General features: G+C 61.7%; 20 protein-coding genes. 2 read left to right on the top strand and 18 right to left on the bottom strand.

Annotation, left to right across the window (positions count from 1 at the left end):
* Nucleotides 1-46: 46 nt before the first annotated feature.
* The 3 genes from urtA to secA all read right to left on the bottom strand — a co-directional run bounded on the left by urtA (nucleotide 47) and on the right by secA (nucleotide 5376).
* Entirely contained in the window at nucleotides 47-1246 is a 1200-nt protein-coding gene (urtA, locus tag ACN9MU_RS07955) for an urea ABC transporter substrate-binding protein (RefSeq protein WP_426172143.1), read from the bottom strand.
* A gap of 92 nt (nucleotides 1247-1338) precedes the next feature.
* Nucleotides 1339-2448 carry a porin gene (locus ACN9MU_RS07950; protein ID WP_426337104.1) on the bottom strand — a complete coding sequence of 370 codons (1110 nt, stop codon included), beginning with the start codon at nucleotides 2446-2448 and terminating at the stop codon, nucleotides 1339-1341.
* A gap of 165 nt (nucleotides 2449-2613) precedes the next feature.
* On the bottom strand, nucleotides 2614-5376 hold the full coding sequence (gene secA / locus ACN9MU_RS07945) for a preprotein translocase subunit SecA (protein WP_426344396.1): 2763 nt from the start codon (nucleotides 5374-5376) through the stop codon (nucleotides 2614-2616).
* Between the two features lie 145 nt (nucleotides 5377-5521).
* Between secA and ACN9MU_RS07940 the strand changes: the two genes are divergently transcribed.
* On the top strand, nucleotides 5522-5992 hold the full coding sequence (locus ACN9MU_RS07940) for a DciA family protein (protein ID WP_426169344.1): 471 nt from the start codon (nucleotides 5522-5524) through the stop codon (nucleotides 5990-5992).
* 282 nt (nucleotides 5993-6274) lie between these two features.
* Here ACN9MU_RS07940 and ACN9MU_RS07935 read toward each other — a convergent pair whose 3' ends face one another.
* The 5 genes from ACN9MU_RS07935 to ACN9MU_RS07915 all read right to left on the bottom strand — a co-directional run bounded on the left by ACN9MU_RS07935 (nucleotide 6275) and on the right by ACN9MU_RS07915 (nucleotide 9255).
* Complete coding sequence (locus ACN9MU_RS07935) at nucleotides 6275-6481, bottom strand: hypothetical protein (RefSeq protein ID WP_426321539.1); 207 nt, start codon at nucleotides 6479-6481, stop codon at nucleotides 6275-6277.
* Nucleotides 6482-6555: 74 nt separating this feature from the next.
* Complete coding sequence (lpxC, locus tag ACN9MU_RS07930; protein WP_426169338.1) at nucleotides 6556-7491, bottom strand: UDP-3-O-acyl-N-acetylglucosamine deacetylase; 936 nt, start codon at nucleotides 7489-7491, stop codon at nucleotides 6556-6558.
* 33 nt (nucleotides 7492-7524) lie between these two features.
* Complete coding sequence (locus ACN9MU_RS07925) at nucleotides 7525-8367, bottom strand: DMT family transporter (protein ID WP_426337629.1); 843 nt, start codon at nucleotides 8365-8367, stop codon at nucleotides 7525-7527.
* Between the two features lie 112 nt (nucleotides 8368-8479).
* On the bottom strand, nucleotides 8480-8860 hold the full coding sequence (locus ACN9MU_RS07920) for a hypothetical protein (protein ID WP_426169335.1): 381 nt from the start codon (nucleotides 8858-8860) through the stop codon (nucleotides 8480-8482).
* A complete protein-coding gene (locus ACN9MU_RS07915) occupies nucleotides 8839-9255 on the bottom strand; it encodes a hypothetical protein (protein ID WP_426169333.1) in 417 nt (138 codons plus the stop codon). The genes ACN9MU_RS07920 and ACN9MU_RS07915 overlap by 22 nt, the downstream gene beginning before the upstream one ends.
* 105 nt (nucleotides 9256-9360) lie before the next feature.
* Between ACN9MU_RS07915 and ACN9MU_RS07910 the strand changes: the two genes are divergently transcribed.
* Nucleotides 9361-9915: an SET domain-containing protein gene (locus ACN9MU_RS07910; RefSeq protein ID WP_426172139.1), complete on the top strand. Its 555-nt coding sequence runs from the start codon at nucleotides 9361-9363 to the stop codon at nucleotides 9913-9915.
* A gap of 8 nt (nucleotides 9916-9923) precedes the next feature.
* On the opposite strand, the gene ACN9MU_RS07905 is transcribed toward ACN9MU_RS07910, so the two are convergent.
* From ACN9MU_RS07905 to mraY, 10 genes are all read right to left on the bottom strand, one after another.
* Nucleotides 9924-10427 (bottom strand): peroxiredoxin, encoded by a 504-nt coding sequence (locus ACN9MU_RS07905; protein WP_426169330.1) that lies wholly within the window; start codon nucleotides 10425-10427, stop codon nucleotides 9924-9926.
* A 182-nt stretch (nucleotides 10428-10609) separates the two neighbouring features.
* Nucleotides 10610-11830: a cell division protein FtsZ gene (gene ftsZ, locus ACN9MU_RS07900; RefSeq protein WP_426169327.1), complete on the bottom strand. Its 1221-nt coding sequence runs from the start codon at nucleotides 11828-11830 to the stop codon at nucleotides 10610-10612.
* Between the two features lie 101 nt (nucleotides 11831-11931).
* A complete protein-coding gene (gene ftsA, locus ACN9MU_RS07895) occupies nucleotides 11932-13164 on the bottom strand; it encodes a cell division protein FtsA (RefSeq protein ID WP_055932698.1) in 1233 nt (410 codons plus the stop codon).
* A 15-nt stretch (nucleotides 13165-13179) separates the two neighbouring features.
* The gene (locus tag ACN9MU_RS07890) at nucleotides 13180-13944 is read right to left on the bottom strand and encodes a cell division protein FtsQ/DivIB (RefSeq protein ID WP_426169324.1); all 765 of its coding nucleotides are present in this window, start codon (nucleotides 13942-13944) and stop codon (nucleotides 13180-13182) included.
* A gap of 15 nt (nucleotides 13945-13959) precedes the next feature.
* On the bottom strand, nucleotides 13960-14919 hold the full coding sequence (locus ACN9MU_RS07885) for a D-alanine--D-alanine ligase (protein ID WP_426344395.1): 960 nt from the start codon (nucleotides 14917-14919) through the stop codon (nucleotides 13960-13962).
* Nucleotides 14920-14923: 4 nt separating this feature from the next.
* Nucleotides 14924-16312, bottom strand: coding sequence for a UDP-N-acetylmuramate--L-alanine ligase (gene murC / locus ACN9MU_RS07880; RefSeq protein ID WP_426169320.1), 1389 nt, complete (start codon nucleotides 16310-16312; stop codon nucleotides 14924-14926).
* A complete protein-coding gene (gene murG, locus ACN9MU_RS07875) occupies nucleotides 16309-17379 on the bottom strand; it encodes an undecaprenyldiphospho-muramoylpentapeptide beta-N-acetylglucosaminyltransferase (RefSeq protein WP_426169318.1) in 1071 nt (356 codons plus the stop codon). The genes murC and murG overlap by 4 nt, the downstream gene beginning before the upstream one ends.
* Nucleotides 17376-18587, bottom strand: a complete 1212-nt coding sequence (gene ftsW, locus ACN9MU_RS07870) for a putative lipid II flippase FtsW (protein ID WP_426169316.1) — start codon at nucleotides 18585-18587, stop codon at nucleotides 17376-17378. Before ftsW ends, murG begins: the two co-directional genes overlap by 4 nt.
* A complete protein-coding gene (gene murD / locus ACN9MU_RS07865) occupies nucleotides 18587-20089 on the bottom strand; it encodes a UDP-N-acetylmuramoyl-L-alanine--D-glutamate ligase (protein ID WP_426169314.1) in 1503 nt (500 codons plus the stop codon). The genes ftsW and murD overlap by 1 nt, the downstream gene beginning before the upstream one ends.
* Nucleotides 20089-21258, bottom strand: a complete 1170-nt coding sequence (gene mraY, locus ACN9MU_RS07860) for a phospho-N-acetylmuramoyl-pentapeptide-transferase (RefSeq protein ID WP_426169312.1) — start codon at nucleotides 21256-21258, stop codon at nucleotides 20089-20091. Before mraY ends, murD begins: the two co-directional genes overlap by 1 nt.

Raw genomic sequence — 21258 nt, 5'->3', positions numbered from 1 at the left:
TAATCAAGTCCGGCGGACTGCGCGCAGCAGCCGCCGGCATCACGGCTTACAGCTTTTGCTTGCCTTCGTTCCCCGGAATGAACGGGCTCCAGGGCTGGGCGCGGATCGGTTCCCTGGTCTTCCACACCACGCTGAACTGGCCGTCAGCCTTGATTTCGCCGATCATCACCGGCTTGTGCAAGTGATGGTTGCTCGGGTCCATGGTCAGCGTGAATCCGGATGGCGCGCTGAAGGACTGGCCGCCCATTGCCGCGATCACCTTGTCGGTATCGGTGGACTTCGCCTTCGCCACGGCCTGCGCCCACATATGGATGCCGACATAGGTTGCCTCCATCGGGTCGTTGGTCACCGCGGTCGCCGCGTTCGGCAGCTTCTTCGCAACGGCATAAGCCTTCCATTTCTTGATGAAGGCATCGTTCACCGGATTTTTGACGGACTCGAAATAGTTCCAGGCGGCGAGGTGGCCGACCAGCGGCTTGGCATCCACGCCGCGCAGTTCCTCTTCACCCACCGAGAAGGCGACGACCGGTACCTGCGTTGACTTCAGGCCGGCATTGCCCAACTCCTTGTAGAAGGGCACGTTGGAATCGCCATTGATGGTCGAGATCACCGCGGTCTTGCCGCCGGCCGAAAACTTCTTGATATTGGCGACGATGGTCTGGTAATCCGAATGGCCGAACGGGGTGTAGGTTTCCTCGATGTCGCTGTCCTTGACGCCTTTGCTCTTCAGGAATGCGCGCAGGATCTTGTTGGTGGTGCGCGGGTACACATAGTCCGTGCCGAGCAGTACGAAGCGCTTGGCCCCGCCGCCCTCCTTGCTCATCAGGTATTCGACCGCGGGAATCGCCTGCTGGTTCGGCGCCGCGCCGGTATAGAACACATTCTTCTCGAGTTCTTCCCCTTCATATTGCACGGGGTAGAACAGCAGGCCGTTCAACTCCTTGAATACTGGCAGCACGGACTTGCGCGATACCGAAGTCCAGCAGCCGAACACGGCGGCCACCTTGTCTTTCGCTACCAGCTGGCGCGCCTTTTCGGCGAACAACGGCCAGTTCGACGCCGGATCGACCACCACCGGCTCCAGCTTCTTGCCCAGCACCCCGCCCTTGGCGTTGATTTCGTCGATGGCCATCAAGGCCACGTCCTTCAGCGACGTTTCGGAAATCGCCATGGTGCCGGACAGCGAGTGCAGGATGCCGACCTTGATGGTATCGGCAGCGTACGCCGCGAAGCTGCCACCCAACATGGCGGCAGCCGCCGCGATGCGGGTCAGGGAGGCGATGAAATGACGGCGAGTTTGCATGATGGTTACCTCTTCTGATAGTGGAAGGATGGTGCTTAGTATTGGACTTGCAGCGCGACGACGAACTTCGACTGGTCGGCGGCGGCAACGGTCTCTGTCTTCGAATACTTGGCGCTCAACTGCGCGTTGTAGCCATCGATGATGTAATTGAGGCCGATGTCCGACTGCTTGACGTCGATGTTGTTATCAGGCTTGAACTTCTGGAATTGGACGAAAGGCTGCAGCTTGCCTTGGCCTGGCGCCAGGTTGAATACGTAAGCGAGGCCGGTCGACCACGCCTTGCCCTGTTCCGCCAGGATGACGTCGCCGTTGCGGTAGTTGTAGTAGGCTGCTTCCACCGACACCGCGCCGGCGCCGATGCGTTTCTCCAGCAGGAAGTCCAGGTTCCAGGCCTTGTAGTCGCCGGTCTTGGCGATGGTCAGCACACCATCCTTCTGGTAGCGGCCTGCCAGGCCGATGGCCAGGATATCCTTGGTTCCGAGGTAGTTGCCGGTGCCGTAGTAGCCTGGCTCGGCATCCCAGAAGTCGTACTGCACGCGGCCCGCATACATCAGGCTGTCGTCGGCCTTGATGCCTGCCGCCTTGGCCTCCTTCTGCGTCAGGCTGCCGATGCCGAAGGTGTGGCCCTCGAACGCGCCGAAAGAGTATCCGAGCTTGCCCTCGGCCGCATTACCCCAGGCCACCACGCCGTCATCGCGGCCACGGAAGATGCCGCCGTTGTAGCCGTAGCGCGAAGCCACGCCCGCCCAGTAGCCGCCACCGAGCGAATAATAGGGACCGGCCATATTCGCACGGTCGCTCGGCGACAAAAGGCGGCCGGCCCAGATATTCAACTCCGGCGAAAAGGCAAACTGCGCGGCAGCATCCAGCACCCGGATCTGGTCGCCATCCCATTCCGTGTTCAGCATGCCCTTGATGTTCTTGTTCAGGGAGGCGCCGAAGAACAGGCGCGCGCTGTCCAGGTTGAAGTCGTTCGAGCGCGAGCTCCCGTCCGGCGCTCCGTCCTTCTCGCTGGTAAAGCTGCCACGCGCTCCAAAGCCTACGCTGATGGACTTGTCTTCGCCGATGGGAATGGTGGCGCCCGCGTGCGCCAACGACGCCACGGCTGCGCTGAGTAATACGGAGAGCTTGATCATCGTTTGCATGCCAGTCCTCTTGTCACAAGTTTGAAAGTGTTGCTGCTTGTGAACAGGGTAAAGAGGCTGAACGCGATGGCCCATACGTCAAGTGACGTAGTTGCTGATTGGCGTCACAAAACAAAACGGCCCGGGCGCTTGCGCGGCCGGGCCGTTAGTTGGGGGCTTTCAGGCTTAAGCCAGCTTGCCGTGGCAAGCCTTGAACTTCTTGCCGCTGCCGCATGGGCATGGGTCGTTGCGGCCGACCTTGAAACCCTGGCTGATCGCCGCGTCCAGCTCGCCGGCCGGCATGGCGGTCGGCGCCAGCAGTTCTTCCGGCGCCGCGTTCGGGTTGAAGTCGGCGTGCTGGTAGTGGACGTTCTCGACGTGCGACTGGTTCATGGCCGCTTCCGCTGCCTCGACTTCTTCGCGCGACTGGATGCGTACCATCATCACCATGCGAATCACGTCGTTCTTGATCATGTCCAGCATGGTGCCGAACAGTTCGAACGCTTCGCGCTTGTATTCCTGCTTGGGATTCTTCTGCGCGTAGCCGCGCAGGTGGATGCCCTGGCGCAGGTGATCCAGCGCTGCCAGGTGCTCGCGCCAGTGGGTGTCCACCGACTGCAGCATGACATTGCGCTCGAAGCCGCCGAAGGCTTCCTTCGACACGATATCGACCTTGGCCTGATATGCGGCATCGGCTGCGGCAATCACACGTTCGACGATGTCGTCGTCGGTGATGCTGCTTTCCTTCTCCATCATTTCGACCAGCGGGACCTCGAGCATCCACTCTTGCGCCAGCGTCTTCTGCAGCGCAGGGATGTCCCACTGCTCTTCCACCGATTCTTCCGGCACATAGGTGCGCACCACGTCGGTGAACACGCCATGGCGCAGGTTCATGATGGTTTCGGAAATGTCGGTCGCTTCCAGCAGTTCGTTGCGCTGCGAGTAGATCACCTTGCGCTGGTCGTTGGCGACGTCGTCGTATTCCAGCAGCTGCTTACGAATGTCGAAGTTGCGGGCTTCAACCTTGCGCTGCGCGGATTCGATGGAACGGGACACGATGCCCGCTTCGATCGGTTCGCCTTCCGGCATCTTCAGGCGGTCCATGATCGCGCGCACGCGGTCGCCGGCGAAGATGCGCAGGAGCGGGTCGTCCAGCGACAGGTAGAAGCGCGAAGAGCCCGGGTCGCCCTGGCGGCCGGAACGGCCACGCAGCTGGTTGTCGACGCGGCGTGATTCGTGGCGTTCGGTACCGACGATGTGCAGGCCGCCTGCCGCCACCACCTGGTTGTGCAGCGACTGCCAGCCGGAACGCAGGTGCTGCGCCTTGGCGGCTTTATCTGCATCGCTCAGCTCCGGGTCGGCTTCGATGATCTGGATCATCTTTTCGATACTGCCGCCCAAGACGATGTCGGTACCACGGCCGGCCATATTGGTGGCGATGGTGATGGCTTTCGGCGCACCCGCCTGGGCGATGATTTCAGCTTCGCGGGCGTGCTGTTTTGCGTTCAGCACGTTGTGCGGCAGCTCGGCCTTGTCCAGGATGCTGGACAGCAGTTCGGAGTTCTCGATCGAGGTGGTACCTACCAGCACTGGCTGGCCGCGCTCGTAGCAGTCGCGGATGTCAAGCATCATCGCGTTGTACTTTTCGGCGTTGGACTTGTACACCTGGTCCTGGCGGTCCTTGCGCTGCGACGGACGGTTCGGCGGGATCACCACGGTTTCCAGGCCGTAGATTTCCTGGAATTCGTAGGCTTCGGTGTCGGCGGTACCGGTCATGCCGGCCAGCTTGCCGTACATGCGGAAGTAGTTCTGGAAGGTGATCGAGGCCAGGGTCTGGTTCTCGTTCTGGATCTTGACGCCTTCCTTGGCTTCGACTGCCTGGTGCAGGCCGTCGGACCAGCGGCGGCCAGTCATCAGGCGGCCGGTGAATTCGTCGACGATCACCACTTCATTGTTCTGCACCACGTAGTGCTGGTCCTTGAAGTACAGCACGTGCGCGCGCAAGGCAGCGTACAGGTGGTGCACCAGGGTGATGTTGGCGGAGTCGTACAGGGAAGCGCCTTCCGGCAGCAGGCCCATCTTGGTCAGGATCGCTTCGGCCTTTTCGTGGCCGGCTTCGGTCAGCAGCACCTGGTGCGCTTTTTCATCCTTGGTGTAGTCGCCAGGGATTTCGATCTTGCCTTTGCCGTCCGCGGTTTCTTCGCCGACTTGCAGGGTCAGTTGCGGCGGCACCAGGTTGATCTTGTGGTACAGGTCAGTGTGGTTTTCGGCCTGGCCGGAGATGATCAGCGGGGTACGCGCTTCGTCGATCAGGATCGAGTCCACTTCGTCGACGATGCCGAAATTCAGGGTGCGCTGCACACGCTCGCTGGCTTCGAACACCATGTTGTCGCGCAGGTAGTCGAAACCGAATTCGTTGTTGGTGCCGTAGGTGATGTCGGACGCGTAGGCTTCCTGCTTGTCGGCGTGCGGCATCTGCGACAAGTTCACGCCGCAGGACAGGCCCAGCCAGCGGTACAGCTTGCCCATGGTCTCGGCGTCGCGCTGTGCCAGGTAATCGTTGACGGTCACGATGTGCACGCCCTTGCCGGACAGTGCATTCAGGTAGGCTGGCAGGGTCGCGGTCAGGGTTTTGCCTTCACCGGTGCCCATTTCGGCGATCTTGCCGTAATGCAATACCATGCCGCCGATCAGTTGGACGTCGAAGTGGCGCATCTTGAACACGCGCTTGGAAGCTTCGCGGCAGACGGCAAAGGCTTCCGGCAGCAGGTTGTCCAGCGATTCGCCATTGGCAACGCGTTCCTTGAGGGCAGGCGTTTTCGCTTGCAGCTCGGCATCCGACAGCTTTTCAAACTCCGGCTCCAGGGCGTTGATCGCCTTTACCGTTTTTTGGTATTGCTTAAGCAGACGCTGGTTGCGGCTGCCGAAAATCTGGGTCAGTAAGGACATTTCTTAAATTCTTCCTCGGGTCCGCCAATGGCAAAAGTGCGTGATTTTATCATGCGTTCGTAGCAAGGTTGGGATCTTGACCTATATAACAATAGGCTAGCGATGAAAAATTCACCGGCTGGGGCCGCCACTGTAAAATGGCGGTATGGCATTTTCCTTCACCAACCGCAAGCACGCCCCGCAGGAAGCGACCAATTTCCTGCTCGGCAACGCACGGCTGGCCGCTTTGCTGCCGGCCGTGCAGCGCATGGCTAAATTACAACAAGACTGCCGTGAAGTGCTGCCATCAGCCTTTAAAACCTGTGAAATCTTTGCTTTTGACGGTGGTGAGCTGACTTTGGCCGTGCCGAACACGGCCGTGGCAGCCAAGCTCAAGCAGCAAGTGCCAAAGCTGCAGGAAGCGCTGAACGCAAATGGATGGCAGATAAACAATATCCGCTTCCGGGTGCAGATGCCGAAAGGGATCGCCCACGTGGGGCCGAGCGGGGAAGGCCTGAGGCTGCCCGAAACGGCCGTCAATTCCTTCGACGAGCTAAGCCAGAAACTGGAGCCGACCGCCGCCAACGAGCCGCTGATCGAAGCGATGCGGCGCCTGGTTGCCCGCCGCCGCGGCTGACCTGCTATTTCCTGATCGGAAAGTAGAACGAAACCATCAAGGTCACAATCGGCAGAGCGCCGATTTTCACTAGCTCAAACATGGCCTGGAGTGCGGAATTATCTGGATCTAGCCCATACGCGACCATGATCCCAATACAAATGATCGCCAAACAACCAAGGACTTGTTTTGCAAACGTTAGTCGCGCCCCAGGGCTGATGTCAGCAACCGTCGCAGACCATGGCAAGTGCTGGGCGACATCTATGTCGGCATGCTGCTGACCGTTCATTCGGCCCGATTGCATCAAAAGATTCCGACCAAGCGGTGTAGCGGATTGAACTCCGCATCAACAATAGCGAGTGAATTGCCCTTTGTTTGCTCTTCATCCGCGATGGCGAGAAGCGCAAGGGCCCTGCCTATTGCTAAGCCGCGTGGCAGGCCATTTCGATCGGCGATATCGGAAATAATGCGATCGACTTCGTCGCTAACCTCAAGGGTGATCTGCATCATGGCGTCCTCCCGTTGCAATACTGTCAGTATTGCTAACGGAAGGCCGGTCTGGCAAGCAGAGCAGGAGAACTAAATTAAAGGTAGGCCCACTCGCGCGACATCTGCTTGGCGTAGGACGGCGGGGCGGTGTCGAGGGAGTCGAAGGTGACCAGTTCGTAGGAATCCGGGTCGGCCAGCATGGCGCGCAGCAGCTGGTTGTTCAGGGCGTGGCCGGATTTGTGGGCTTCGTAGCTGGCGATGATCGGGTGACCAACCATGTACAGGTCGCCGATCGCGTCGAGGATCTTGTGACGCACGAATTCGTCGTCGTAGCGCAAGCCATCCTGGTTCAGGATGCGGTATTCGTCCATCACGATGGCGTTTTCCAGCGAGCCGCCGCGCGCCAGGCCAATCCCGCGCAGCATTTCCACGTCCTGCATGAAGCCGAAGGTGCGGGCGCGGGCGATGGCTTGAATATAAGACACGTCGCCGAAGTCGACGGTCGCGCGCTGCGCCGTACCGTCCACCGCCGGGTGATTGAATTCGATGAAGAAGTCCAGCTTGAAGCCGTCGTGCGGCACCAGGCGCGCCCACTTTTCAGCGGCGCCCTTGCCTTCGCGGATTTCGATCGGCTTTTTCACCTTGATGAACTTTTTCGGCGCTTCCTGCTCCTGCACGCCGCCCTGCTGCAGCAGGTAGACGAAGGACGATGCCGAACCATCCATGATCGGGATTTCTTCCGCCGTGACGTCGACGTACAGGTTGTCGATGCCCAGGCCCGCGCAGGCCGACATCAGGTGTTCGACGGTCGAGACGCGGCCGCCGTCCTTCATCAGCACAGTTGCCATGCGGGTATCGCCCACGATGTCAGCCCTTGTCGGGAAGACAACCTGCGGGTCCAGGTCCACACGGCGGAACACGATGCCGGTATCCGGCTCGGCTGGGCGCAAGGTCAACTCGACCTTGGTACCGGAGTGCAGGCCGACACCTGTGGTGCGGACGATTTCTTTGATGGTTCGTTGTTTCAGCATGCAAGGATTATAGCGCCCTGCGCCCTTCCCCGCTTACGGATGCTCAGCCTCGGCATGTTCGGTCTCGCGGCGCACCAGGTAGATGCCGGAGCCGATGATGATGGCTGCGCCGACCAGTGTGTAAGCATCCGGCAGCGTATGCCACAGCAGCCAGTCGATGCCCACGCCCCAGGCCAGCGCCGTGTACTCGAACGGCGCCACAATCGAAGCTTTGCCCATGCTGAAGGCGCGCGTCAGCGCCAGTTGGCCGAAGAAGCCGCTTACCGCCAAGGCCGCCATGGCAGGCCACAACGACCAGTCGATGCTCACCCAGGCATTGATGGCCAGCGGCGCCACGCCGATGCCCATCAAGGTCAGCACCCAGAACATCACATGCTCGGGCGCGTCGGTCTTGGCCAGCACACGGCCAGCAATCGCGGAAATGCCGTAGCAGACGGCCGAGGCCAGCACCGCCAGGCCGGCGATCGACGCGAAGTTGGTGCCGTCCGGACGCAGCACCACCAGCACGCCGCCCAGGCCGACAAAGATCGCCACCCACTGCCCCAGGCTGACTTTTTCTTTCAGGATGAACACCGCCAGCACGGTCACCAGCGCCGGTGCGATAAAGAAGATGGCGTAAGTATCTGCCAGGGGCAGCGACTTCAACGCGTAGGCAAACAGCGACAGCATCGCAATGCCGACGGCGCCGCGCAGCAGGTGCAACGGCCAGCGCACCTTGAAAATGCCGGTGAACTTGCCGCGATAGGCCATGAATGCGCACACCAGGGGCATTGAAAGCATGCATCGCAACGCAGTCACCTGTACTGCCGGATAGCGCGCGGCCAGCACTTTCATGGAAGCGTCCATGAGGGAGAACATGGCGACCGCGGCCACCATGGCGTAAATGGCTTGCAGGTTTTCTTTTTGTTGCGGAGTCACGATGGAAGGCCCAAAAGCGTTGCCGGGTCGTCCATTGTACTGAAAGAAAGGGTTTGCTGCTGAGGCTGTGTCAGCTTAGCCGGTAACAGTAGAAGTCCCGGTTTGCCCACTCGCGATCGCTCGCGCCTCGGCCATAAGGCATTCGCTGCCGTGACAACTTATAACCGGGATCCATTGCCCCCCTCACGTCAAAGTAGTCAGGCCTCAACAGCTCCTTCACTTCGGGCAAGGCATCCAGTGCCTTGAACACCCTCCGAAGAACCTTGAAGTTGTCCTCTATATCCATTTGTTTGATGATGACCTGGAGCAGCCATTCACGGCACTCTTCATCATATTCCCAGTACATGGAAACCGGCTTTAGCCCTTCCTGGTCCAGTTGCTGAAGGAACTTGCGTCCGCCAGCGATCATTTCTTGCGTCATTTGTCCCTCTACCAGTGCTTCTGTATCCATGGTAGTACTCCTTTCAGATGGCCAGCGCATGCGACGTACATGCATCGCGCCATTTGCGCAGGCACGTTGACTTCGTAGCGCGCGATCTCACTCCATTTGCGAACTACGGACCAATTTTCAGCGAACGCTGCACTGGAACGAATTTCTTCCTCGAGCTCGAGCTGCAAGCCGGCTAATCTCACGAGCGTCCGCAAATTGTGGGTATTGCATTCGTTTGCCAATCGCTTGTCTGGAAATTCGTGGCGCTCCTGCTGTTTCGCGATGGCGGCCTTCAGCCCACATTCGATCGCGTATCCCGACAAATAGTAGCTGCCTGCATAAAATTCCGCGTCCAGCAGGCTTTTACCTTCGCTGATGCGCATCCGCGTCAGGTCGTGAAGTTCATTGCGATTCATGTCAGCGTCCCAAAATGCAAAAACGATGAGACAAATCCGCGCTGGAATTGTTCCCGCTTTCCGAAAGAAATCACGAATGATTTCGTGGCGGGTTATGATGGCATGATGAACACAGAAGCCCAACTTGTCGAAGTGATCGAAGATGTCGAGCCACTCTACGTGGTCCATGAGTCGCCCGTGCATGGGCGCGGCGTATTTGCGCGCCGGATGATCCCTGCCGGCACCCGCATCATCGAATACACCGGCGAGATCGTCGACTGGGAAGAGTGCTGCCGCCGTACCGAGGAGAAAGGCGGTCCGATCGGCCATACCTTCTTCTTCAGCCTGAACAACGGCATGCTGATCGACGGCGGTTCGGGCGGCAACGAGGCGCGCTACATCAACCATTCCTGCGAACCTAATTGCGAGGCGGAAGAAGACGAAGACGACCGCGTCTACATCTGCTCCCTGCGCGACATCGCCGAAGGCGAAGAACTGAACTACAACTACGGGCTGATCTACGAAGCCCGCCACACCGCCAAGGTGAAGAAGGAGTTCGCCTGCTACTGCGGCGCCCCGTCCTGCACCGGCGTCATGCTGGCGCCCAAGAAGCGCAAGTCGCGCGCAAAAACGAAAGACGAAACGAAAAACGGCGCCGAAGCGCCGTCTCTAGCGGAGTAATCCAGGGGTTACAGCTGGCCCAGCATGGTTTCGGCATTCGACACTTCGAACTTGCCGCCTTGCTCGACGTTCAGTTGCTTGACCACGCCGTCTTCCACCAGCATCGAGTAACGCTGGGAGCGGGTGCCCATGCCGAACTTGGAGAAGTCTGCGTCCAGGCCCAGAGCCTTGGAGTAAGCAGCGTTGCCGTCAGCCATCATACGGACGGTGCCGGTGGCTTTCTGGTCGCGGCCCCATGCGCCCATCACGAAGGCGTCGTTCACGGAGATGCACCAGATTTCATCCACGCCCTTGGCTTTCAGTTCGGCAGCGTGCTTGACGTAGCCCGGTACGTGCTGTGCGGAGCAGGTTGGGGTGTAGGCGCCTGGCAGGCCGAAGATCGCGATCTTCTTGCCCTTGGCGATGTCCTGCACATTGAAGGTGTTCGGGCCGAGGGAGCAGCCTTCGGTCTCGGTTTCGATGAATTCGGACAGTTGGCCTTCCGGCAGTTTGTCGCCGATCTTGATGGTCATTCTTTTTCTCCTGTTGTTGAAAACCGGTAGGCGCCTGCCGCAGGTCAGTGTCTGACCCTGCGGGTCAGACACCGGTTTACCGGTTCTGAAAATAAAAAACCGCGCAGTGCGCGGGTAGCCCTGAATGCCTAGTATAACTCCGCGCCGCCGGACGCGTGATCCGGCGGCGCGGCTGACCCTATTTAGTCAGCCTGCTTGCGCAGGAAGGCAGGAATGTCGTAGGTTTCCATGCCCGACTTGGCCAGTGCGTTCACCTGCTCGGTGGCCGATTCACGGCGCCATACGGCTGGCTGTTTCTGCACGTCGGCGGACACGCCGGAGAAGCCTGCGTTGCCGAAACCGCCCACTGCTGCAGTTGCTGCACCGCCGCCCAGGCCTGCGTTGACGTTCAGCGGGTTGCCGCCGTGGGTGCCGGTGCGCAGTTGCTGCTGCGGTACCAGTTGCACGTGCTTCTTGGCTTTGCCCAGGCCGGTCGCCACCACGGTCACGCGGATATCGTCGCCCATCGCGTCGTCGTAGGCGATGCCTTGTGCGATCGACGCATCCGGTGCGGCGAAGGCGCGCACGGCAGCCATGACTTCCTTGATTTCCTTGCCTTTCAGGCCGCGCGATGCGGTGACGTTGACCAGCACGCCGCGTGCGCCCGCCAGGTCGACGCCGTCCAGCAGCGGGGAGGCAACCGCCTGTTCGGCCGCCACGCGTGCACGGTCCACGCCGGAAGCGGTGGCGGTACCCATCATCGCCTTGCCCTGCTCGCCCATGATGGTCTTCACGTCGTTGAAGTCGACGTTGATGTGGCCAGGCACGTTGATGATTTCGGCGATACCGGCTACGGCGTTGTTCAGGACGTCGTCAGCGTGCTGCAGCCACTCGATCAGCGACTCGTCTTCGTAGATTTCTTCCAGCTTCTCGTTGCAGATCACGATCAGCGAGTCGACGTTCTGCGACAGCGCTTCCAGGCCCGCTTCGGCGATGTCCAGGCATTTCTGGCCTTCGTGCGAGAACGGCTTGGAGACCACCGCCACGGTCAGTGCGCCCTGCTGCTTGGCGATTTCCGCCACGATCGGCGCCGCGCCGGTGCCGGTTCCGCCGCCCATGCCGGCAGCGATGAACACCATGTGCGCGCCGCGCAGCGCATCTTCGATGCGGGTGCGGGATTCTTCTGCCAGCGCACGGCCGATCTCAGGCTTCATGCCCGCGCCCAGGCCGCTCGCGCCGATCTGGATAATGTTGCTTGCCTTGGAGGCGGCCAGCGCTTGTGCGTCGGTATTGGCAGCGATGAATTCCACGCCGCTCATGCCCTTGTTGATCATGTGCTGGACGGCATTGCCGCCTGCACCGCCAACGCCGACGACCTTGATGACCGTTCCCAGTGTTGCGTTATCAACCATATCAAACTCCATGATTTACTCCTATCTAGAATGCGGTTTTCAAGCGCCAGGCCTCATATGGGTAGGAGAACTGGAGATTGAAAACTGCAGGGGTTTATTATTCAAAAATTGTCTTAAAAGTTACCCAGGAACCATTCCTTCATGCGCTGCCAAACTGCCTTCACTGATCCATCCTGGCGCGTCACGATGTGGCCGCGCAGATACTGCTTCTTAGCTTCCAACAACAGGCCCAACACGGTTGCATAGCGCGGGCTGCGCACCACGTCGGCCAGCTGGCCGCGGTAATCCGGGGTGCCCAGGCGCGCAGGCTTGAGGAAGATGTCTTCCGCCATCTCCACCATGCCCGGCATGATCGAGGTGCCGCCGGTCAGCACGATGCCCGACGAGAGCACGCCCTCGTAGCCGGACTCGCGTACCACCTGGTGCACCATCGCAAACAGTTCTTCCACGCGCGGCTCGATCACCGCCGCCAGCGCCTGGCGCGACAGGTTGCGCGGACCACGGTCGCCCAGGCCCGGCACTTCAAGGTGCTCGCCCGGATCGGCCAGCACCTGCTTGGCTACGCCGTAGCGGATCTTGATTTCTTCCGCTTCGCCGGTCGGGGTGCGCAGCGCCATCGCGATGTCGTTGGTGATCTGGTCGCCGGCGATCGGGATCACGGCCGTATGGCGGATCGCGCCGTCGCTGAAGACCGCCACGTCGGTGGTGCCGCCGCCGATGTCGATCAGCACCACGCCCAGTTCCTTCTCGTCGGTGGTCAGCACGGCGTCGGCCGAGGCCATCGGCTGCAGGATCAGGTCCGATACTTCCAGGCCGCAGCGGCGCACGCACTTGACGATGTTCTGCACCGCGCTCACCGCGCCGGTGACGATGTGCACCTTCACTTCCAGGCGGATGCCGCTCATGCCGATCGGCTCGCGCACGTCGTCCTGCGAGTCGACGATGAATTCCTGCGGCACCGTGTGCAGCAACTGCTGGTCGGTCGGGATGTTGACTGCCTTGGCGGTCTCGATCACGCGCGCCACGTCGGTGGCCGTGACTTCCTTGTCCTTGATCGCCACCATGCCGCTGGAGTTGAAGCTGCGGATATGGCTGCCCGCAATGCCCGCGTACACGTTGCGGATCTTGCAGTCGGCCATCAGTTCCGCCTCTTCCAGCGCGCGCTGGATCGATTCGACGGTCGCCTCGATGTTCACCACCACGCCCTTTTTCAGGCCGCTGGACTCGTGCTGGCCCAGGCCAATCACTTCGTGGCGTCCATCGCCCATCACCTCGGCCACCACGGCCACCACTTTGGAGGTGCCGATGTCGAGGCCGACGATCAGGTTTTTAGCGTCTTTAGTCATCTCTATGCCCTGCTTTCAACGTTTCTTCGTATCTGACGGGATCTTCAGTCCCGCTGCGCTCAAAGCCAGGCCGTTCTGGTAGCGCATATCAATCGTTTCAATATTCGGCACGCGGCTGGAAATCTGCGGCCAGATTCCGACCAGGCGCATCACCCGTTGATGCAGGGTGTCATGCGTTGCCTCGCGTCCCAGCGCCACACTGGCGCCGTTGTCCAACTTCACCGTCCACGCATAGCGTCCCGACAGGGCGACGCTCTTCGGCACCAGGCTGGCCGGCGCAAACCATGTCTTCAACTCGCCGTAACGCGCCAGCACTTCCTTTTCGCTGCCATCCGGACCGGAAAACTCCGGCAGCTCGTGATCCTCTTCCGCTTCGGCCAGGTTGGCGGTGAACACATCGCCCTTTACCGACAGCAGCCGTCCATCTTCGCCCCAGGTGCCAAGCGCTTCATGCTCTTCCAGCGACACGATCAGCTGGTTCGGCCACTCGCGCCGCACGCTGGCGCGGCGCACCCACGGCACCGACTCGAACACCTTGCGTACCTGCTCCAGGTCGGCGGTGAAAAAATTGCCGGCCAGGCGGCCCTGAGTGCCGTTGCGCAGCGTCAGGTGATTCACGTGCTTGAACTCGGACTTGTCCATGGTTTCAACGCGGATAGCGCGCAAATCGAATACAGGACGATTCGCCACCCACCACACGCCGGCGACGGCGCAAGCCAGCACCGACAGCGCGAACAGGCCGCTGGCGGATGCATTCAAGGCTTTGACGTCGTGCCACATAGGTCTTTTCCGTCCTTACTTCTTCAGCTTCAGTCGCGCGGTGCGCAGGATTTCCACGCACAACTCTTCGTAACTTACGCCGGTCGCGCGGGCGGCCATCGGCACCAGCGAATGACTGGTCATGCCTGGCGAGGTGTTCACTTCCAGCAGGAAAGGCTTATGGTCCTTGGCGCGCAGCAGCACGTCGACCCGGCCCCAGCCCTCGCAGCCGACGGCGCGATAGGCCGCTACGGCCAGGCGCTGCATCTCGTCCTGCATCGCCTGGTCCAGTTGCGGCGGGCAGAAATACTTGGTGTCGTCGGTGAAGTACTTGTTCTGGTAGTCGTAGTTGCCTTGCGGCGCCACGATTTCCACGATCGGCAGCGCACGCGCATCCTTGCCGGTGCCCAGCACGGCAACGGTGAACTCGCGGCCTTCCACAAATTCTTCGGCCAGCACGCAGTCATCCAGCGCAGCGGCGGCGTCATAGGCGGCTTTCAGGCCGGCCTTGTCGCTCACCTTGGTGATGCCGATGGTCGAACCTTCATGCGGCGGTTTCATGATCAATGGCAGGCCGAGGCGCGCGGCTTCCGCGTCCAGGTCGGAATCGGCGCCCAGCACCGCGTATTCCGGGGTCGGCAGGTTTTCGCGCAGCCACAGGATCTTGGTGGTGATCTTGTCCATGCCCACCGAGCTGGCCATCACGCCGGAGCCGGTGTACGGGATGCCCAGCAGTTCCAGGGCGCCCTGGATGCTGCCGTCTTCGCCGTAGCGGCCATGCAACGCGATGAACACGCGGTCGAATTTTTCGGCGGCCAGTTCAGCCAGCGAGCGTTGGCCCGGGTCGAAGGCGTGGGCGTCTACGCCCTGCGATTGCAGGGCCGCCAGCACGCCGGTGCCGGACATGATGGACACGTCGCGCTCGGCCGACAGGCCGCCCATCAGCACGCCCACCTTGCCGAATGCTTGCGCTTCTTGTGCAGTCAGTTTCGTCATCGCGTCAAGCCTTCCAGTTCGTCAGTTTTGCAGGGACGCCGCTGATCGAACCTGCGCCCATCGTGAGCACGACGTCGCCGTCGCGCACCACGTTCATGATTGTTTCCGGCATGTCGGCGATGTTTTCGACGAATACCGGTTCAGTTTTGCCGCGCGCGCGGATCGCGTGCGCCAGGGCACGGCCGTCGGCTGCCACGATCGGCGCCTCGCCCGCTGCATAAACATCGGACAGGACCAGCACGTCGACGGTGCTCAGGACTTTCGCGAAGTCCTCGAACAGGTCGCGCGTGCGGCTGTAGCGGTGCGGCTGGAAAGCCAGCAGCAGGCGGCGGCCCGGATAGGCGGCGCGCGCAGCGGCGGTGGTGACTTCCATTTCAATCGGGTGGTGGCCGAAATCGTCCACCAGGGTGAAGCTGCCGCCCGACGGGATCGCGACTTCGCCGTATTTGGTGAAGCGGCGGCCGACGCCGGCAAAGCCTGCCAGGCCGGCTTGCGTTGCCGTATCCGGCACGCCGATTTCACGCGCGATGGCGACTGCGGAACAGGCGTTCTGCACGTTATGCATGCCGGGCTGGTTCAGCACGATGTCCAGGTCCGGGAAGCCTTCCTGCAGCACGGTGAAGTGCATCTGGGTGCCGACGGCGCGCGCATTGACGGCACGCACTTCAGCATCTTCCGCAAAGCCGTAGGTCGTCACCGGCTTGGTCACCTGCGGGATGATGGCGCGTACATGCGGGTCGTCGATGCACAGCATGGCGCGGCCGTAGAAAGGCAGGCGATGCGTGAAGTGCACGAAAGCCTGCTTCAGCTTTTCGAAATCGTGCTCGTAGGTTTCCATGTGATCGGCGTCGATGTTGGTGATGACTTCGATCATTGGGGTCAGGTTCAGGAACGAGGCGTCCGATTCATCCGCTTCGGCCACCAGGTATTCGCCGGAGCCCAGCTTGGCGTTGGCGCCGGCTGCGGTCAGGCGGCCGCCGATCACGAAGGTCGGGTCCAGGCCGCCTTCGGCCAGCACCGACGCCACCAGGCTGGTGGTGGTGGTCTTGCCGTGGGTGCCGGCAATGGCGATGCCGCGCTTCAGGCGCATCAGTTCACCAAGCATGACGGCGCGCGGCACGATAGGGATCTTGCGGGCGCGCGCGGCGATTACTTCAGGGTTGTCTTCTTTCACGGCTGTCGAGGTGACGACCGCGTCGGCGTTGCCGATATAGCTGGCGTCATGGCCCTGGTGCACGGTGGCGCCCATGTCGACCAGGCGCTGGGTCACGGCGTTCGAACCGAGGTCCGAGCCGGAGACGTTATAGCCCAGCGTTACCAGCACTTCGGCGATGCCGCTCATGCCGCTGCCGCCGATGCCGACGAAGTGAATGTTCTTTACTTTATGTTTCATGCTAGTGCTTCCAATTCTTGTGCGATGGCGTCATTCGCATCGCGCTTGCCCACTGCAAGCGCTGCGGACGCCATCTTCTGGCAAGTGCTCCGGTTCAAGGTCTGCAACAGTGCTGCCAGGCTTTCCGAATTCAATTCCGTCTGCGGCATGTGGATCGACGCGCCCTGCTTGGCCATCCATTGCGCGTTGTCGCGCTGGTGGCTGGTCGTCGAGACCACCAGGGGAACCAGCACGCTGGCTACCCCGGCGGCAGTCAGTTCCGACACGGTGATCGCGCCGGCGCGGCAGATCACGATGTCCGCCTGCGCGTAGGCGCCCGCCATGTCGTCGATGAAATCGACCACGTTTGCTTCCACATGCGCCTGCGCGTAAGCCGCGCGCAGGGCTTCGATATTCTTCTTGCCCGACTGGTGGGTCACCAGCGGACGCTGTTCCGGCGCGATCAGCGCCAATGCCGCCGGCAGCGCATCGTTGAGCGCCTTGGCCCCCAGGCTGCCGCCCACCACCAGGATGCGCAGCACGCCATCGCGGCCCGCGAAGCGCTGCTCCGGCGCCGGCAGCGCCAGGATTTCCTTGCGTACTGGATTGCCGGTAACGACGGCCTTGCCCGCTACCGAGCCGAAATCGGCCGTGAAGCCGAAGAAAACCCTTTTCGCCATCGGCGCCAATGTCTTGTTCGACAGCAGCAGGCCGGCATCGGCATTCACCAGCGCCAGGGGCACGCCGCGCAGTTTCGCCATGACGCCGCCCGGCACGCAGACATAGCCGCCCATGCCCAGCACCACGTCCGGTTTGCGCTTGCCGATGAAGCGGAAGCAATCCACGAACGCGCCAATCATCTTGAACGCGCCACCGATGCTGTGCGCCAGGCCCTTGCCGCGCATGCCGCTGAAGTGGACCACGTCCATTTCCACGCCGTGCTTCGGCACCAGCTCCGTTTCCATGCCATGCGACGTACCGAGCCAGGTGACTTCCCAGCCACGGGCGCGCATGGCCTGGGCGATCGCCAGGCCGGGGAAAATGTGGCCGCCGGTACCGGCTGCCATGATCATCAGGCGCTTGCTCATACCCGCCCTCCCCGCATCATCTGGCGGTTCTCGAAGTCGATGCGCAGCAAAATCGCCAGGCCCACGCAGTTGATGATGATGCCGGTGCCGCCATAGCTCATGAGCGGCAAGGTCAGGCCTTTGGTTGGCAGCAAGCCGAGGTTCACGCCCATATTGATAAATGTCTGTACGCCGATCCAGATGCCAATGCCTTTGGCGGCCAGTCCGGCGAAGGTCTGGTCCATGGCGATGGCCTGGCGGCCGATGTCGAAAGCGCGCTTGACGATCCAGTAGAACATGCCGATGGTGACCAGCACCCCGATCATGCCCAGCTCCTCGCCGATCACCGCCAGCAGGAAGTCGGTATGCGCTTCCGGCAGGTAGTGCAGTTTTTCCACGCTGGCGCCCAGGCCCACGCCGCCGATCTCGCCGCGGCCGAAGGCAATCAGCGAGTGGGTCAGCTGGTAGGACTTGTTCAGCGCGTTCTCCTCTTCCCAGGGATTCAGGTAGGCGAACAAACGCGCGCGGCGGAATGGCGACAGCCAGATGATGGCGACGAAAATCGTCACCAGCATGCCGGCAATGCCGCCGAACCAGACCGCATTGACGCCGCCCAGGAACAGGATGCCCATGGCGATGCAAACGATCACGCCAAAGGCGCCAAGATCTGGTTCCAGCAGCAGCAACAGGCCGACGAAAGCCACCGCCAGCGCCATCGGCGCAAAGCCCTTGGACAGGCGGTGCATGAATTCCTGCTTGCGCACGGTGTAGTCCGCCGCATACAGCACGATGAAAAGCTTCATCAGTTCGGACGGCTGGAACTGGAACACCTTGAGCGACAGCCAGCGGCGGCCACCGTTCACGTTCACGCCGAGGCCGGGAATCAATACCAGCACCAGCGCCACCAGCGTTGCGATGAACAGATAAGGCGCCGCCTTCTGCCAGTCTTCCACGCGCACGCGGAAGGACACGGCGGCGGCCACGATGGCAATGGCAATGAATATCGCCTGGCGCTGCACGAAGTAGTGATTCTTATAGGCGGCGAACTTGGGCGAATCCGGCAGCGCAATCGAAGCCGAATACACCATTACCATCCCGAACAGCATGAGCAGCAGCACCGACCAGACTAGCGGCTGGTCGTAATCCATCATCTTCGAATGGCGTGCGCGTCCATCCAGCGGAGCTGGGGACTCGGCGCCACCGAAGCGGAATGGAAGCTGGATTGCCATCAGATCTCCTGCCCCGCATCAAGTGCGATCTCGCGCACGGTGTCGATGAACACCTGCGCACGGTGCGCGTAGTTCTTGAACATGTCCAGGCTGGCGCAGGCCGGCGACAGCAGCACGGCATCGCCGGCGTGGGCCAGCGCGGCCGCGCGCTTGGTCGCCTCTTCCAGCGTCGCGAAATCCTCCATCTTCACGCCGGTTGGCTCCAGCGCTGAACGGATGGCCGGCGCATCGCGGCCGATCAGGACCACGGCGCGCACGAAGCGGCGCACCGGTCCGGCCAGCGGGTCGAATTCCTGGCCCTTGCCGTCGCCGCCGGCGATCACGATGAGCTTTTGCTCGCCGCCGAAGGACTGGCCCAGGCCAACCAGCGCGGCAACGGTAGCGCCCACGTTGGTGCCCTTCGAATCGTCGTAGTAGTCAACACCATTGATCGAGGCCACCAGCTCGACGCGGTGCGGCTGGCCTTTGTACTCGCGCAGGCCATGCAGCAGCGGCGCAAACGGCAGGCCGATGGCGCGGCACAGGGCCAGCGCGGCCAGCGCGTTGGACGCGTTGTGCGTGCCGCGGATCTGAAGGGCATCGGCCGGCATCAGCTTCTTGGCGTAGCACTCCACAGGCGGAGGCGGCGGATCATTTTTCTTGCGGCGCTTCGGCGGTTCGGCGTCGTCGGCCGGCTCGGCAGTCGCCAGCCAGAACACGCCGCGCTCGTTGACCAGGCCGAAGCTGTGCGCCAGTTCCGGCGCATCGGTGCCGAAAGTGACGTTTTCGCCGGTCGGGTTGGCCATCGCCATGGTCCACTTGTCGTCGCGATTCAGCACGCGCACGGTGTCTTCGCCGAAGATGCGCTTCTTGTCGTCGGCATAGGCCTGCATGCTGCCGTGCCAGTCCAGGTGGTCCTGGGTCACATTCAATACGGTCGCGGCATCGGCGTTCAGGCTGTAAGTCGTGTGCAGCTGGAAGCTGGAAAGCTCGAGCACCCAGGCTTGTGGCAGGGTATCGCTCTCCATCACTTCGCGCAGCACGTCTAGTGCGGCCGGGCTGATATTGCCGGCCACGCGCACCGACAGGCCGGCGCGTTCGCACAGCTGGCCGGTCAGGCTGGTGACGGTGGTCTTGCCGTTGGTGCCGGTGATGGCGATGATTTTCGGCGCATAGGCGCGGTCTTCCTTCAGCCATTTCAGCGCCTGGGCAAACAGTTCGATCTCGCCCCAGACGGGAATGCCCTTCTCGGCCGCGGCCGGGATGATCTCGGCCAGTTCCTTGTTCGGACCCAGACCCGGGCTGGCGCAGACGAAGTCCACGCCATCGAGCAGGGCCGCATTGAACGGTCCGGAAATGAACTGCGTGCCCGGCAGCTGCTCACGCAGCAGCGGCAGACGGTCCGGCACCGGGCGCGTGTCGGCAACGCGCAGCAGCGCGCCGCAGCGCGCCAGCCAGTGCGCCATCGCCAGGCCCGATTCGCCGAGCCCCAGAACCAGTGCAATTTTGCCGTTATAGATCATCAGCGCAGCTTCAGAGTAGACAGGCCAACCAGGACCAGCATCATCGTGATAATCCAGAAGCGCACGACGACCTGGGTCTCTTTCCAACCCTTCTGTTCAAAATGGTGGTGCAAAGGCGCCATCAGGAACACGCGGCGGCCAGTGCCATAGCGTTTCTTGGTGTACTTGAACCAGCCCACCTGGATGATCACCGAGACCGTCTCCGCAACGAAGATGCCGCCCATGATGAACAGGACGATTTCCTGGCGCACGATCACGGCGATCGTGCCGAGTGCGCCGCCCAGCGCCAGTGCGCCGACGTCGCCCATGAACACTTGTGCAGGGTGCGCGTTGTACCAGAGGAAGGCCAGGCCGGCACCCGCCATCGCACCGCAGAAGATGATCAGCTCGCCAGCGCCAGGGATGTGCGGGATGAACAGGTATTTCGAGTACGTCGCGGAACCGGTCAGGTAGGCGAACAGGCCCAGGGCCGAACCGACCATCACGGTCGGCATGATGGCCAGGCCATCCAGGCCGTCGGTGAAGTTCACCGCGTTCGAGGTGCCGACGATCACGCAATAGGTCAGCGCGATGAAGCCCCACACGCCCAGCGGATAGCTGATGGTTTTCACGAAGGGCACGATCAGGTCGGCCTTCGGCGGCAGGTCCATCGAAAAGCCCGACTGCACCCACTGGAAGAACAGCTCGAATACCTTGGCCGGTGTCGGCGCCGACACGGAAAACGCCAGGTACAGCGCGGCGGCGATGCCGACCAGCGACTGCCAGAAGTATTTTTCAGCCGAACGCATGCCTTCCGGGTCCTGGCGCACCACCTTGCGGTAGTCGTCGACCCAGCCCACGGCGCCGAAACCCATGGTCACGACCATCACCGGCCAGATCAGGCGGTTCGACCAGTCGCACCACAGCACGGTGGCGATGCCGACGGCGATCAGCAGCAGCACACCGCCCATGGTCGGGGTGCCGTGCTTCTTCAGGTGGGTCTGCGGACCGTCCGTGCGCACCGCCTGGCCGTATTTCATGACGGTCAGTTTGCGGATCACGGCGGGACCGGCGATCAGGCCGATCAGCAGTGCCGTGATGGTAGCCATCACGGCACGGAAAGTAATGTAGTTAAAGAGGCGGAAAGCCCCGATATCGTCCTGCAGGATTTGTGCAAGCCAGAGCAGCAT

Origin of the sequence: Pseudoduganella sp. R-32 (genome assembly GCF_049913245.1) — a bacterium.
Taxonomy (GTDB): domain Bacteria; phylum Pseudomonadota; class Gammaproteobacteria; order Burkholderiales; family Burkholderiaceae_D; genus Rugamonas.
The sequence above is the reverse complement of the archived record's forward strand: the minus strand, read 5'-3'. Positions and strand labels throughout refer to the sequence as shown.